Source organism: Pseudomonas sp. SJZ131, from assembly GCF_007828705.1.
Lineage (GTDB): Bacteria > Pseudomonadota > Gammaproteobacteria > Pseudomonadales > Pseudomonadaceae > Aquipseudomonas > Aquipseudomonas prosekii.
Window position 1 is genome coordinate 352,487 of record NZ_VIVC01000002.1, and the last position, 13,556, is coordinate 366,042.

12 protein-coding genes and 1 pseudogene are annotated in these 13,556 nt (G+C 60.6%); 9 read left to right on the forward strand and 4 right to left on the reverse strand.

All coding sequences use genetic code 11. From position 1 onward, the window contains the following. Positions 1 to 60 precede the first annotated feature (60 nt). The 4 genes and pseudogenes from FBY12_RS08460 to FBY12_RS08475 form a co-directional block, all read right to left on the reverse strand. A complete protein-coding gene (locus FBY12_RS08460; protein ID WP_145252601.1) occupies positions 61 to 1,188 on the reverse strand; it encodes an FAD-binding oxidoreductase in 1,128 nt (375 codons plus the stop codon). A 94-nt stretch (positions 1,189 to 1,282) separates the two neighbouring features. Further along, positions 1,283 to 2,219: pseudogene (locus FBY12_RS08465) on the reverse strand (ornithine cyclodeaminase family protein). A 150-nt stretch (positions 2,220 to 2,369) separates the two neighbouring features. Beyond that, a complete protein-coding gene (gene rhlB, locus FBY12_RS08470) occupies positions 2,370 to 3,857 on the reverse strand; it encodes an ATP-dependent RNA helicase RhlB (protein ID WP_092272932.1) in 1,488 nt (495 codons plus the stop codon). 181 nt (positions 3,858 to 4,038) lie between these two features. Then, on the reverse strand, positions 4,039 to 4,695 hold the full coding sequence (locus FBY12_RS08475) for an alpha/beta hydrolase (protein ID WP_121733004.1): 657 nt from the start codon (positions 4,693 to 4,695) through the stop codon (positions 4,039 to 4,041). 468 nt (positions 4,696 to 5,163) lie between these two features. On the opposite strand from FBY12_RS08475, the gene FBY12_RS08480 reads away from it, so the two are divergent. From FBY12_RS08480 to FBY12_RS08520, 9 genes are all read left to right on the forward strand, one after another. Continuing rightward, positions 5,164 to 6,195 (forward strand): amino acid ABC transporter substrate-binding protein, encoded by a 1,032-nt coding sequence (locus FBY12_RS08480; RefSeq protein ID WP_092272926.1) that lies wholly within the window; start codon positions 5,164 to 5,166, stop codon positions 6,193 to 6,195. A gap of 65 nt (positions 6,196 to 6,260) precedes the next feature. Next, positions 6,261 to 7,442, forward strand: a complete 1,182-nt coding sequence (locus FBY12_RS08485) for an amino acid ABC transporter permease (RefSeq protein ID WP_092272923.1) — start codon at positions 6,261 to 6,263, stop codon at positions 7,440 to 7,442. Between the two features lie 10 nt (positions 7,443 to 7,452). Beyond that, positions 7,453 to 8,550: an amino acid ABC transporter permease gene (locus FBY12_RS08490; protein ID WP_092272920.1), complete on the forward strand. Its 1,098-nt coding sequence runs from the start codon at positions 7,453 to 7,455 to the stop codon at positions 8,548 to 8,550. Positions 8,551 to 8,561: 11 nt separating this feature from the next. Then, positions 8,562 to 9,326, forward strand: coding sequence for an amino acid ABC transporter ATP-binding protein (locus tag FBY12_RS08495; RefSeq protein ID WP_092272917.1), 765 nt, complete (start codon positions 8,562 to 8,564; stop codon positions 9,324 to 9,326). Positions 9,327 to 9,562: 236 nt separating this feature from the next. Beyond that, positions 9,563 to 10,222 carry a FadR/GntR family transcriptional regulator gene (locus FBY12_RS08500; protein ID WP_101206878.1) on the forward strand — a complete coding sequence of 220 codons (660 nt, stop codon included), beginning with the start codon at positions 9,563 to 9,565 and terminating at the stop codon, positions 10,220 to 10,222. A 43-nt stretch (positions 10,223 to 10,265) separates the two neighbouring features. Further along, the gene (locus FBY12_RS08505; protein WP_145252602.1) at positions 10,266 to 11,537 is read left to right on the forward strand and encodes a CynX/NimT family MFS transporter; all 1,272 of its coding nucleotides are present in this window, start codon (positions 10,266 to 10,268) and stop codon (positions 11,535 to 11,537) included. Between the two features lie 111 nt (positions 11,538 to 11,648). Beyond that, complete coding sequence (locus tag FBY12_RS08510; protein ID WP_145252603.1) at positions 11,649 to 12,119, forward strand: nuclear transport factor 2 family protein; 471 nt, start codon at positions 11,649 to 11,651, stop codon at positions 12,117 to 12,119. Between the two features lie 40 nt (positions 12,120 to 12,159). Next, positions 12,160 to 12,462, forward strand: coding sequence for a GIY-YIG nuclease family protein (locus tag FBY12_RS08515; protein ID WP_145252604.1), 303 nt, complete (start codon positions 12,160 to 12,162; stop codon positions 12,460 to 12,462). A gap of 85 nt (positions 12,463 to 12,547) precedes the next feature. After that, a complete protein-coding gene (locus FBY12_RS08520) occupies positions 12,548 to 13,483 on the forward strand; it encodes a glutathione S-transferase family protein (RefSeq protein WP_145252605.1) in 936 nt (311 codons plus the stop codon). Positions 13,484 to 13,556 lie beyond the last annotated feature (73 nt).

Consider the following 13,556-nt stretch of genomic DNA (forward strand, 5'->3'; position numbering starts at 1 on the left):
GGCGCTGGAAGTTTGCCGCAATCGTGTCGGGGCGTCACTCAAGTCTGACGCAGCAGCGCTTCACCCCAGCCGGGCGGGGGAGAGCATCGCCGCGTCGAGGCCGAAGCGGCTGAGTTGTTCCGGCAGCGCTTCACCGCGCACCAGCGCGGCGCTGGCCATACCCATCGCCGGCGACGTCTGAATGCCATAACCGCCCTGCGCTGCAACCCAGAACAACCCCGGCACCTGACTATCGAAACCCGCGAGCAGATCACCGTCACGGACAAAACTGCGCAGCCCGGCCCAGGTCCGTGTCGGTCGGCGGATGGTCAGCGTGGTGGCTTCCTCGATCTGGTAGATGCCCATGGCGATGTCGAGTTCTTCGGGCTGCACGTCGTGCGGTTCGACCGGGTCGGCGTTGGCCGGCGAGCCGAGGAACACCCCGGCGTCGGGCTTCATGTAGAAGGATTCGTCGAGCGCCACCAGCATCGGCCAGTGATGAATGTTCACCCCTTCCGGGCCGGCGAAGATGAACGCGGCTCGGCGTTTCGGTTGCAGGCCCAGCGCCTGCGCGCCGGCCATCTGGCCAATCTTGTCAGCCCAGGCGCCAGCCGCGTTGATGATCACTGGCGCGCTGAAACGCTGTTCGGCGGTTTCAACCTGCCACTGGCCGTCGGCGTCGCGGGTCAGGCTCAGCACTTCGCTGTTGGTATGAATCTCGCCGCCATTGCGTTTGATCCCGCGCAAATAGCCTTGGTGCAACGCATCGGTGTCGATGTCGCTGGCAGTGGGGTCGTACAGCGCGCCGTGGACTTTTTCCCGGCGCAGAATCGGCAGGCGGGCGCAGGCCTCATCGGCGGTGAGCAATTGCATTTCGGCCACGGTGGCTTTGGCGCTGAGGTATTGATTCTTCAGTTCGGCCGGGTCACCGATGAAATCCACGGTCATTTCGCCGCGTGGGGTCAGCAACGGGTGATCGCAGAAACCACTCGGCGGTGCATCGAAAAAGTCGCGGCTGGCCTGGGTCAGCGCGCGCACTTGCGGCGTGCCGTAAGCGGCGGTGTACAGCGCCGCCGAACGTCCGGTCGAGTGATACGCCGGATGGCTCTCGCGCTCCAGCACGATCACGCGCGCGTGCTGCGACAGCCAGTAGCCAGTGGAAGCGCCGGCAATCCCGCCGCCGATGATGATGAAATCTGCCTGGCTCATGAACGTCTCCTGTGGTGCGCAAATGCCGAAATTTTGAAGATCCCTGTAGGAGCGAGGCTTGCCCGCGAAGACGTCGGCACATCCAACATCAACGTCACTGGTACGCCGCCTTCGCGGGCAAGCCTCGCTCCTGCAAGGGATCGTGGTGATTTTGTCGTAATTGATAAATCGCATTCGCCAGCGCTATGTCTTCCAGGCCCAGGCCAATCGAGCGGAAGAACACATGGCGATCATATTCAGGGCGTTGCACCTGGCCGCTCAACAGCTCGGGCAAGTCTCCGATGATCGAATCCGAATGCCAGCCATGCTGCTCACCCGCGATCAACATTTCCCCGGCGGCGCCCGGCGTGGTCTGACGATAGTCGCAGAACACCTGCATGTCATTCAGGCGCTGCGGCGGCACTTCGTGGGCGCGCGGCGCGTTGGTGCTGATCGACGTGAACAGCGCCGGTTTACGCAAACTGGCTGGGTCAATCACCGGCCCGGCGGACGAGGTGCAGAGCATGATCACGTCTGCGTCGTCGATTGCCGCCTCACGGCTGTCGACCAGCTTCAGCCGTGGATCAAGCTGCTGCAAATGCGCCCGCGCCTCGGCATCCAGCAAGTGCAAACCCGGCGAATACAAGGTGATGCTCTGCCAGTCGCCCTGCGTTCAGCGGCGCCAGAGCATCGACCGCCACAGCGGTGGTCGCCGCTGTGCGCGCGGTGGTCAATTCGCCGGCATCGCAGAGCAACAGCGGCTGACCGGTGTGCATCGACATCAACAGCGTCCACGCCGTCACCAACGGGCGTTGCTCGCGAACGATGTAGGGCGAGGTCTTGATCCCGTAAACGCCATCCTCGGCGAGCACACCCTGAAAATTGATGAAGTCGCCGGCGCCCTTTGGAAGTTCCACCCATTGCTGCGGCGGCTGCACGGCTTGCCCGGCAGCGAGGTCGCGGAACAGTTTGCGCAGGATCTGCGGCACATCGACCTGCGCCAGCAGTTCGCGGGCCTGAGCCTGATTAATCACTTGAGGAGTAGAAGACATGATCGGCTCCGAGCGCGGTGGAAGAACTTGCGGGTAAACTAATTTGTCCATTATGGACATTTAGTTGTATCCGACAAGCACCGCTTGGAAGCCGGGCGAAAAAAAAGCGCAGTCCGTTGCCGGCTGCGCCTCTTTCCATGCGTCCCGGGGTTACGGGCGCTTGCGCTCAACCGCGCGCAATAGATGCGTCGGCGGCGTTTCACAGCTGATCTTGCGGCCCAGCAGCGCCTCGATGGACGGCAACTGGTAGGAATCGTCTTCGCCAGCGAAGCTGATCGAAACGCCATCGGCGCCCGCGCGGCCAGTACGGCCAATGCGGTGCACGTAATCGTCCGGCACTTCCGGCAGGGTGAAGTTGATCACGTGGCTGATGCCGTCGATGTGAATGCCGCGACCGGCAACATCGGTGGCCACCAACACGCGAATCTTGCCTTCGCGGAACCCTTCCAGCGTCTTGATGCGCTTGTGCTGCGGCACGTCGCCCGACAGTTGCGCGGCGTTGACGCCGTCGCGCACCAGGCGTTCTTCGATGCGCCGCACTTCATCCTTGCGGTTGGCGAAGACCATCACCCGCTCCCAACCGTTGTCGGTCACGAGGTTGTAGAGCAGTTTGTATTTGTCAGCACCGGCCACCGCGTAGATGTGTTGCTCGACGTTTTCGCTGGCGACGTTCTGCGATTCGATCTCGACGATCGACGGCTCGGTGGTCCATTGCTTGGCGAGGTTCATCACGTCTTCGGTGAAGGTCGCGGAGAACAGCAGCGTCTGGCGCTCGTTCTTCGGTGGCGTCTGACGAATGATCTGCCGCACTTGCGGGATGAAACCCATGTCGAGCATGCGGTCGGCTTCGTCGAGGACCATGACTTCGACCATGTCCAGATGCACGTCGCCGCGCTGGTTGAAGTCGAGCAAGCGGCCCGGCGTGGCGACGAGGATGTCGCAGTGGCGCGCTTCGAGGTGCTTGAGCTGCTTGTCGAAGTCCATGCCGCCAACAAACGTCATGACGTTGAGGCCGGTGTACTTGGTCAGGTCGGCGGCGTCCTTGGCGATCTGCACCACCAGTTCGCGGGTTGGCGCGATGATCAGCGCCCGCGGTTCACCCATGTAGCGTTCCTTGGGCGGCGGGGTTTCCAGCAACTGGGTGATGATCGAAATGAGGAACGCGGCGGTTTTGCCGGTGCCGGTCTGGGCGCGACCGATGGCGTCTTTGCCGGCCAGGGTGAAACCGAGGACTTGCGCCTGGATCGGCGTGCAATACGGGAAACCCAGGTCCTGGATGGCGTGCATCAGTTCCGGGGCGAGTTTGAAATCGTGGAAACGGGTTTTGCCTTCCATCGGCTCGACGGCGAAATCTTCAAGCTTCCAGGGAATGACCGGCGCTTTCGGCTTCGGTTCGCGACGCGGTTTGGCAGGTTTTGGCGCTTCGCTGAGCGGCAGTTCCGCAGCGATGGCTTCGACGGGTGGGGCGGCCGGTGTGGTCACAGGCTCGTGTTTCGGTGCCGCTACAGCAGCGGTCCGGCCAGGCTGACGACCGTCGGTCCGGTGGCTGGGGGTTGGAGACGCAGCGCTGGCGACTGGCGCGAGCTGCTCAGCCTCGCTTTTACCGAACATTTTTTTGAGTGCTTTGAGCACGGTCATCTCATCGATTGGTTAAGGAATGTACGCCGGCCAGTGTAATGCAAGAATCGGGCGCGGCGTAGCGGGATGATCAAACGAGGTTCGTTTCCTATTAACCGGCAGCGCTTTAAACAGGCAGCGCTTTAAACAGGCAGCGCTTTAATAGGTAGCGCTTTAATAGGCAGCGCTGACAAACAGTCAGTTAACCCAAGCGCTCGGCAAGCCAGGTGCCGATATCGCGAATTTCTTCGGGTAACACTTCGTGGCCCATTGGGTATTCCTGCCATGTCACGGTGACACCACGCAGCTTCAAATGCTCGTAGGCGCTGCGGCCCATGGCGTTTTGCACCACCTCATCGTACTGGCCGTGCAGGCACAGCACCGGAATGCGCTGCTGACTGGCGGACAGTTCCAGTTCATCGCTGAATGTCGGCGCGTAGGTCGACAGGGCTAGTACGCCACCGAGCGTGCCTTCCAGTTTGAGGAATGCGCTGTGTAACACCACCGCGCCGCCCTGGGAAAACCCGGCGAGAAAAATCCGCGAGGCGTCTATTCCGCTGGCCTTCTGCTCTTCGATCAAATCAATGACCATTTGCGCCGACTCATCCAACTGTTCGCGGCTGATCGCGCGAGCCGGGTTCATGGCCAATATGTCGTACCAGCTCGGCATCGCGTAACCACCATTTATGGTCACTGCGCGGGTCGGTGCCTGGGGCAAAACGAAGCGTGTGGTCAGGAGAGTCTCCTGCAACGCCTCCGCCACCGGAAGAAAGTCGTAGCGGTCGGCGCCCAGGCCGTGCAGCCAGATTACGCAGGCGTCTACGGGCTTGCCGGGCTGAAGAATCAAGGGCTGGGTCATGTCTGCTCCAAATGTGTGCGTGCGCTCTCATTGAGTGCGTGATTCGAGGGCGCGTCTGGTTTATCCGTTAAGAACATGTCGCAAGGCTACAAGTTTTGCTATTGACCTGTCGCTGAATCGCTTGAGCGAGCGGTGTGGTACGGGCTTTGCTATGGGGAAACCGGTGCAACCAATCTCGCCCCTGGCGGTAACACTATCAGGGTACTGCTGGTGGCGGGATAGCAAAGAATCCGGTGATGGATGTTCGCCAGTGGCCGTTACGGGCTTCGCGAACGTGAAAGGGCTACAGCCCGTTCGGCCGATTGGTGAGAAGCGAGGGGTCCACGGTGTGGATTTTCTCCTAATAGACTCATAGCTAGGTCCTGAAGTCGGTTGACCCCAAAAAAAGCCAACACGGGTCAACAACGCCTCAAAAGGGTGCGACTGGACTCACGCTCCGACACAACAAGAGCAAAACTGGAGGTTTGAATGAAAATGTTGAAATCCACCCTGGCTATCGTGACTGCAGCCGCAGTACTCGGTGTCAGCGGGTTCGCTCAGGCGGGTGCAACCCTGGATGCAGTGCAGAAAAAAGGTTTCGTACAGTGCGGCGTGAGTGACGGTTTGCCGGGTTTCTCGGTTCCGGACTCCACCGGCAAGATCCTCGGGATCGACGCTGACGTTTGCCGCGCTGTGGCCGCTGCCGTATTCGGCGACGCAAACAAGGTCAAGTTCAGCCAGTTGAACGCCAAGGAGCGCTTCACCGCGTTGCAGTCCGGCGAGATCGACATCCTCTCCCGCAACACCACCATGACCAGCTCGCGTGACGCCGGCATGGGCCTGAAATTCCCAGGCTTCATCACTTACTACGACGGCGTTGGCTTCCTCGCCAACAGCAAGCTGGGCGTGAAAAGTGCCAAGGAACTGGATGGCGCAACCATCTGCATCCAGGCCGGTACCACCACCGAACTGAACGTGTCCGACTACTTCCGCGCCAACGGCCTGAAGTACACCCCGATCACTTTCGACACCTCCGATGAAAGCGCCAAGTCGCTGGAATCCGGTCGTTGCGACGTGCTGACTTCCGACAAGTCGCAGCTCTACGCACAGCGCAGCAAACTGGCGGCACCGAAAGACTACGTGGTACTGCCGGAAACCATTTCCAAAGAACCACTGGGTCCAGTCGTGCGTAACGGCGATGACGAGTGGCTGGCGATCGTTCGCTGGGTTGGCTACGCGCTGTTGAACACCGAAGAAGCCGGCATCACTTCGAAAAACGTTCTGGAAGAAGCCAAGTCGACCAAAAACCCTGACGTTGCCCGTATGTTGGGTGCCGACGGCGAATACGGTAAAGACCTGAAACTGCCGAAGGACTGGGTCGTCAAGATCGTTTCCCAAGTCGGCAACTACGGCGAAATCTTCGAGAAAAACCTCGGCAAGACGACTCCGCTGGAAATCGACCGTGGCCTGAACGCCCTGTGGACCAACGGCGGCATTCAATACGCACCACCAGTGCGCTGATGGTTCTGTCACCCGGTGGGCCAACCACCGGGTGATGTTCTGTTCCATTCTTTGCGGGGCACTTCATGCAAAAATCAATCGGCGCACCAAAGCAGAGGCTCAGCCTCAGCGATCCAAAAGTGCGTGCGTGGCTATTTCAGATCATCACCATCGTCGCGGTCGTCGCGATGGGCTGGTATCTGTTCGACAATACGCAAACCAACCTGCAACACCGGGGCATCACTTCCGGCTTCAGCTTTCTGGACCGCAGTGCCGGGTTCGGCATCGCGCAACACCTGATCGACTACACCGAATCGGACACGTATGCCCGGGTGTTTGTCATCGGTCTGCTCAACACCCTGCTGGTGACGTTCATCGGCGTAATCCTGGCAACACTGCTCGGGTTTATCGTCGGCGTGGCGCGGTTGTCGCCGAACTGGATCATCAGCAAGCTGGCGACGGTTTACGTGGAAGTTTTCCGTAACATTCCGCCGCTGCTGCAAATCCTCTTCTGGTACTTCGCGGTATTCCTGACCATGCCGGGGCCGCGCGCCAGCCACAACTTCGCCGACACGTTCTTTGTCAGCAGCCGTGGCTTGAACATGCCGGCCGCGTTGGCAGCGGACGGTTTCTGGGCTTTTGTCGTCAGCGTCGTCATCGCTATCGTGGCCATCGTGCTGATGTGCCGTTGGGCCAATAAACGTTTCGAAGCGACCGGCGTGCCGTTCCACAAGTTCTGGACCGGGCTGGCGATCATCATCGTCATTCCTGCGCTGTGCGCGTTGATCTTCGGCGCGCCGCTGCACTGGGAAATGCCTGAGCTCAAAGGCTTCAACTTTGTCGGCGGCTGGGTGTTGATCCCGGAACTGCTGGCGTTGACCCTGGCCCTGACCGTGTACACCGCCGCGTTCATCGCCGAAATCGTCCGTTCCGGGATCAAGTCGGTCAGCCATGGCCAGACCGAAGCGGCGCGTTCGCTCGGGCTGCGTAACGGCCCGACGCTGCGCAAGGTGATCATCCCGCAAGCCCTGCGCGTGATCATCCCGCCGCTGACCAGCCAATACCTCAACCTGGCGAAAAACTCCTCGCTGGCGGCCGGTATCGGTTACCCGGAAATGGTTTCGCTGTTTGCCGGCACGGTGCTTAACCAGACCGGGCAGGCCATCGAAGTAATTGCCATCACCATGAGCGTGTACCTGGCGATCAGTATCAGCATTTCCCTGCTGATGAACTGGTACAACAAGCGCATTGCGCTGATCGAACGGTGAGGAAACGCGCATGACATCCCATACTTTCAAACCTGACATGCCACCGCCGAGCAGCAGCATCGGCGTGGTGGCGTGGATGCGCGCAAACATGTTCTCCAGCTGGATCAACAGCCTGCTGACCCTGTTCGCGTTCTACCTCATCTACCTCGTCGTGCCGCCGATCCTGCACTGGGCAATCCTCGACGCCAACTGGGTCGGCACCACCCGCGCCGACTGCACCAAGGAAGGCGCCTGCTGGGTGTTCATCCAGCAGCGTTTCGGTCAGTTCATGTACGGCTACTATCCGACCGAACTGCGCTGGCGCGTCGACCTGACCGTGTGGCTGGCGGTGATCGGCGTGGCGCCGTTGTTCATCTCGCGCTTCCAGCGCAAAGCGGTCTACGGCCTGAGCTTTCTGGTGGCGTACCCGATCATTGCGTTCTTCCTGTTGCATGGCGGCATCTTCGGCATGACCAACGTGGCGACCAGCCAATGGGGCGGCTTGATGCTGACCCTGGTGATCGCCACTGTCGGGATTGCCGGTGCATTGCCGCTGGGGATTGTGCTGGCGCTGGGTCGTCGTTCGAACATGCCGGCGATTCGTGTGGTCTGCGTGACCTTCATCGAGTTCTGGCGCGGCGTGCCGTTGATCACGGTGCTGTTCATGTCCTCGGTGATGCTGCCGTTGTTCCTGCCCGAAGGCATGAACTTCGACAAATTGCTGCGCGCACTGATCGGCGTGATCCTGTTCCAGTCAGCCTACGTGGCGGAAGTGGTGCGCGGCGGTCTGCAAGCGATCCCAAAAGGTCAGTACGAAGCGGCCGCCGCAATGGGCCTCGGTTACTGGCGCAGCATGGGCCTGGTGATTCTGCCGCAAGCCCTGAAAATGGTGATCCCCGGCATCGTCAACACCTTCATTGCGCTGTTCAAGGACACAAGCCTGGTGATCATCATCGGCCTGTTCGACTTGCTCAACAGCGTCAAACAAGCCGCCGCCGACCCGAAATGGCTGGGCATGGCGACCGAAGGCTACGTGTTCGCGGCCCTGGTGTTCTGGATTTTCTGTTTTGGTATGTCCCGCTATTCCATGCATTTGGAACGTAAGCTGGACACTGGCCACAAGCGTTAGGAGCGTAGTTTATGAGTGAAGCGATCAAACAGCCTGTGAGCCCTGAAGGCATTATTCAGATGCAGGGCGTGAACAAGTGGTACGGCCAGTTCCACGTGTTGAAAGACATCAACCTTAATGTCAAACAGGGCGAACGTATCGTCCTGTGCGGCCCGTCGGGTTCGGGCAAATCGACCACCATTCGTTGCCTCAATCGTCTGGAAGAACACCAGCAGGGGCGCATTGTGGTGGACGGCGTGGAGCTGACCAACGACCTCAAGCAGATCGAAACGGTGCGCCGCGAAGTCGGCATGGTGTTCCAGCACTTCAACCTGTTCCCGCACCTGACCATCCTGCAGAACTGCACGCTGGCGCCGATGTGGGTACGCAAGATGCCCAAGCGCAAGGCTGAAGAAATCGCCATGCATTACCTGGAGCGCGTACGCATTCCGGAGCAGGCGCATAAATTTCCGGGGCAACTGTCCGGCGGTCAGCAACAGCGTGTGGCGATTGCCCGTGCCTTGTGCATGAAACCGAAAATCATGCTGTTCGACGAACCGACTTCGGCACTCGATCCCGAGATGGTCAAGGAAGTGTTGGATACCATGATCGGCCTCGCCGAAGACGGCATGACCATGTTGTGCGTGACCCACGAAATGGGTTTCGCGCGCACCGTGGCCAACCGCGTGATCTTCATGGACAAGGGCGAAATCGTCGAACAAGCGGCGCCGAACGACTTCTTCGACAACCCGCAGAACGATCGGACCAAACTGTTCCTGAGCCAGATCTTGCATTGACTCAGCGACAGCGATGAAGAAAAACCCGGACCTGTTCCGGGTTTTTTTATGCCTGGATTCCAGAGCATTGTAGGAGCGAGGCTTACCCGCGAAGGCTGGGTGTCAGCTGCACATCTTTCCCTGACATGACGCATTCGCGGGCAAGCCTCGCACCTACAGGGGCATTGCGTTACAAAAGATTGCTGACTAACATGTCGAAAAATTCATCCTATGATTGGATGAAAGGGCGAATTCTTATGTCTGACATGTCTCCACTGATCAAACGTTCCCTGGTCGATCAGGCCTTGGACCAACTGCGCCAGCGCATCACCGCAGGCGTTTGGGCGGTCGGCGAGCGCCTGCCGACCGAACCCGAGCTGTCCGCCGAACTCGGCATCAGCCGCAACACCGTGCGCGAAGCCATGCGCGTATTGGCGTTTTCCGGATTGATCGAAATCCGCCAGGGTGATGGCAGTTACCTGCGCGCGATCATCGACCCGCTCGACACCATGAAGGCCCTGTCGCGCTGCTCGCTCGAACAGGCGCGAGAAACCCGGCACATCCTCGAAGTCGAAGCCATCGGCCTCGCTGCACTGCGCCGCACCGACGAAGACCTCGTCGCGTTGCGCGAAGCCCTGGGCGTCAGCGGCAGTCATTACCACGGCGATCTCGACAGCTACATTGCCTGCGATCTGGTGTTCCATCGGCGCCTGGTTGATGCCGCGCACAACCCGACGCTCAGCGAGTTGTATCGCTACTTCTCGAGCATCGTCGGCGCGCAATTGCGCCAGACCTTGAACATCACCCCGCGACGCCAGGAAGTCTTCGATCTGCACGTCGAATTGCTCGACGCCGTCGAGCAACGCGACCCGGAACGGGCCAAAGCCCTGTCGAGGCAGTTGATCAATGAACCTTGAAGCCAAATCTTTTAAAGCCAAGCATTTCGAAAACGAGAACCCCATGCCTGCCAAGCACAGCCATCTCCCCGCAAACAAGCTCGAAGAGCTGCTGATCGACGCCGAGGCCGATGACGAAACGGTCCAGCGCAGTCAGCCACTTCTGCGCCGGCCGTGGCTGTTATTGCTTGGGCTGATTCTGGTCGCGCTGAACCTGCGCCCGGCGTTGTCGAGCATGGCGCCGATGCTCAGCGACGTCTCGAAGACGCTCGGATTGTCCGCCGCGCAAGCCGGTTTGCTGACCACGTTGCCGGTGCTCTGCCTCGGTTTGTTCGCGCCGCTGGCGCCGATCCTCGCGCGGCGTTTTGGCGCCGAACGCGTGGTGCTGGGGATTCTTCTGACGCTGGCGGGCGGGATTATCCTGCGCAGTTCTTTCGGTGAAATCGGTCTGTTCGCCGGCAGCGTCATGGCCGGCGCGAGCATCGGCGTGATCGGCGTTTTGCTGCCGGGCATCGTCAAGCGCGACTTCCCGAAACAGGCCGGAACCATGACCGGTGTCTACACCATGGCGCTGTGTCTGGGCGCGGCGATGGCAGCGGGCGCGACCGTGCCGTTGAGCGAACACTTCGACCAGAGCTGGGCGTTGGGTTTGGGGTTTTGGGTGATTCCAGCGCTGGTCGCGGCGATTTTCTGGTTGCCGCAAGTCGGCCAGAAACACGGCTCGCACAACGTCGCCTACCGGGTTCGCGGTTTGTTGCGCGATCCATTGGCCTGGCAAGTAACGCTTTATATGGGCCTGCAATCGTCGCTGGCGTACATCGTGTTTGGCTGGTTGCCGTCGATCCTGATCGGCCGTGGACTGACGCCGACCCAGGCCGGTCTGGTGCTGTCGGGCTCGGTGATCGTGCAACTCGCCAGCTCACTGGCCGCACCGTGGCTGGCAACGCGCGGCAAGGATCAGCGACTGGCGATTGTCATCGTCATGCTGCTGACCCTCGGCGGTCTGTTCGGCTGCCTCTACGCGCCGATCGAAGGTTTGTGGGGCTGGGCGATTCTGCTCGGTCTGGGGCAGGGCGGCACGTTCAGCCTGGCGCTGACCTTGATTGTGCTGCGTTCGCGGGATTCGCATGTCGCCGCCAACCTGTCGAGCATGGCCCAGGGTTTCGGTTACACCTTGGCGTCGATGGGGCCGTTTGCGGTCGGCATCGTCCACGATTTGACCGGCGGCTGGAATGCGCTGGGCTGGATCTTCGGCGTCATCGGCCTCGGCGCAATCGTCGCCGGGCTCGGCGCCGGGCGTTCGCTGTACGTGCAAGTCACCAGCGAAAAAGTCTGACGCGCACACACTGTCGGCATTCGGCCCACGAATGCCGATAGTGTTTCGCGTCGTTGCAGATTATCGTGCAGCCTTCTTTTCCAGCCATTCGCCGCCGCACGGAGCCTGCCCATGAGTGACGCCCACAACGCTTTGATCAGCCGTTTCTACGAGGCTTTCCAGCGCCTCGACGCCGAAGCGATGAGCGCCTGCTACACCGATGATGTGGTGTTCAGTGATCCGGCGTTCGGCGAGTTGCGTGGCCGCGATGCCGGCGACATGTGGCGCATGCTCACCACCCGCGCCAAGGACTTTTCCCTGACCTTCGACAACGTGCGCAGCGACGAGCGCACGGGCGGCGCGCATTGGGTCGCGACTTACCTGTTCAGCCAGACCGGCAACACCGTGGTCAACGACATTCAGGCGCGATTTGTTTTTCGCGACGGCAAGATCTGCGAGCACCACGACCACTTCGACCTGTGGCGCTGGTCGCGTCAGGCGCTCGGCACCAAAGGTTTGTTGCTGGGCTGGACGCCGCTGGTGCGCAACGCCGTGCGCGCGCAGGCATTGAAGGGGCTGAGGGCATTCCAGGCCAGTCGCTGATAAGATCGCCGCTTGTTTTCTTTCAAGCCTTGATCGCCACGTGAACACCCTCAGCGACATCCCCGTCGACGCCCAAGCCCCGGTGAGCAAACCCTGGTTTGTTTACCTGGTGCGCGCGGCCAACGGTTCGCTTTACTGCGGGATCAGCAACGATCCGCTGCGCCGTTTTGCCACGCACCAGAGCGGCAAAGGCGCGCGCTACTTTCTTTCCAGCCCGGCCGTGGCGCTGGTTTACACCGAACTGTGCCGCGACAAAAGCGATGCGCTGCGCCAGGAACGGCTGATCAAAAAACTCAAGAAAAGCGCCAAGGAATGCCTGGTGCAGACTTATCAATCTGACTGATAAGTTGCCATCACGCCGAGCCGTAGGCCGCCAACCAATTGCAGGCTAAGCTGCGAATTCCTTTATTCGTGCGGCGGAGCCGAGCATGTCAGAGCTGATTCTTCACAACTACCCGACATCCCCTTTTGCCGAAAAGGCCCGTCTGCTGCTGGGTTTCAAAGGCCTGTCGTGGCGCTCGGTGAAGATCTCGCCGGTGATGCCAAAACCTGATCTGACCGCGTTGACCGGCGGCTATCGCAAGACTCCGGTGTTGCAGATTGGCGCCGATATCTACTGCGACACCGCGTTGATCGCGCGACGTCTGGAGCAGGAAAAGGCCTTGCCGGCGTTCTTCCCGGAAGGTCAGGAAATGATCGCCGCGAGCTTCGCTGCGTGGGCCGATTCGGTGGTGTTCCAGCACGCGGTGAGCCTGGTGTTTCAGCCGGAATCGATCGCCGTGCGCTTCGGCAAACTGCCGCCGGAAGCGATCAAGGCATTCCTCGCCGACCGCGCCGCTTTGTTCAGCGGTGGCAGTGCCACCAAGTTGTCGGCCGAGCAGGCGCGGCATCAGTGGCCGACCATCATGGGACGTCTGGAGTTGCAGCTGCAGCGTGAGCAGGGCGATTACCTGTTGGGCGAACCGTCGATTGCCGACTTCGCGTTGGCGCATTGCCTGTGGTTTCTCAAAGCGACGCCGGTGACTGCACCGCTGGTGGACGCGTATCCGGCGGTGTCGGCGTGGTTTGCGCGGGTGATGGGTTTCGGTCATGGCGCGTTCAGCGAGATGATCGCCGAAGAGGCGTTGCAGGTATCGCGCAATGCCACGCCGGCGGCGCTGCCGGATGAGCCATTTGCTGAGCCGAACGGTTTTGAAATCGGCCAGCAAGTGCTGATCGCAGCGACCGATTACGGCGTGGATCCGGTGGCCGGCGAGTTGGTGTTTGCCGGACGTGAGGAATTGATCCTGCGCCGCGAAGACGAGCGCGCGGGCGTGGTGCATGTGCACTTCCCGCGGTTTGGGTTTCGGATCGAGAAACACTGAACCCGTGTAAAGCGTTGATCCCCTGTACCTGCTGGCACTGACCTCCTGTAGGAGCGAGGCTTGCCCGCGAAGC

Bases quoted from the DNA above. Each gene is read 5' to 3' on its own strand.
- FBY12_RS08460 (WP_145252601.1), bottom strand. From the start codon at position 1,188: ATGAGCCAGGCAGATTTCATCATCATCGGCGGCGGGATTGCCGGCGCT.
- rhlB (WP_092272932.1), bottom strand. From the start codon at position 3,857: ATGACCGTGCTCAAAGCACTCAAAAAAATGTTCGGTAAAAGCGAGGCT.
- FBY12_RS08475 (WP_121733004.1), bottom strand. From the start codon at position 4,695: ATGACCCAGCCCTTGATTCTTCAGCCCGGCAAGCCCGTAGACGCCTGC.
- FBY12_RS08480 (WP_092272926.1), top strand. From the start codon at position 5,164: ATGAAAATGTTGAAATCCACCCTGGCTATCGTGACTGCAGCCGCAGTA.
- FBY12_RS08485 (WP_092272923.1), top strand. From the start codon at position 6,261: ATGCAAAAATCAATCGGCGCACCAAAGCAGAGGCTCAGCCTCAGCGAT.
- FBY12_RS08490 (WP_092272920.1), top strand. From the start codon at position 7,453: ATGACATCCCATACTTTCAAACCTGACATGCCACCGCCGAGCAGCAGC.
- FBY12_RS08495 (WP_092272917.1), top strand. From the start codon at position 8,562: ATGAGTGAAGCGATCAAACAGCCTGTGAGCCCTGAAGGCATTATTCAG.
- FBY12_RS08500 (WP_101206878.1), top strand. From the start codon at position 9,563: ATGTCTGACATGTCTCCACTGATCAAACGTTCCCTGGTCGATCAGGCC.
- FBY12_RS08505 (WP_145252602.1), top strand. From the start codon at position 10,266: ATGCCTGCCAAGCACAGCCATCTCCCCGCAAACAAGCTCGAAGAGCTG.
- FBY12_RS08510 (WP_145252603.1), top strand. From the start codon at position 11,649: ATGAGTGACGCCCACAACGCTTTGATCAGCCGTTTCTACGAGGCTTTC.
- FBY12_RS08520 (WP_145252605.1), top strand. From the start codon at position 12,548: ATGTCAGAGCTGATTCTTCACAACTACCCGACATCCCCTTTTGCCGAA.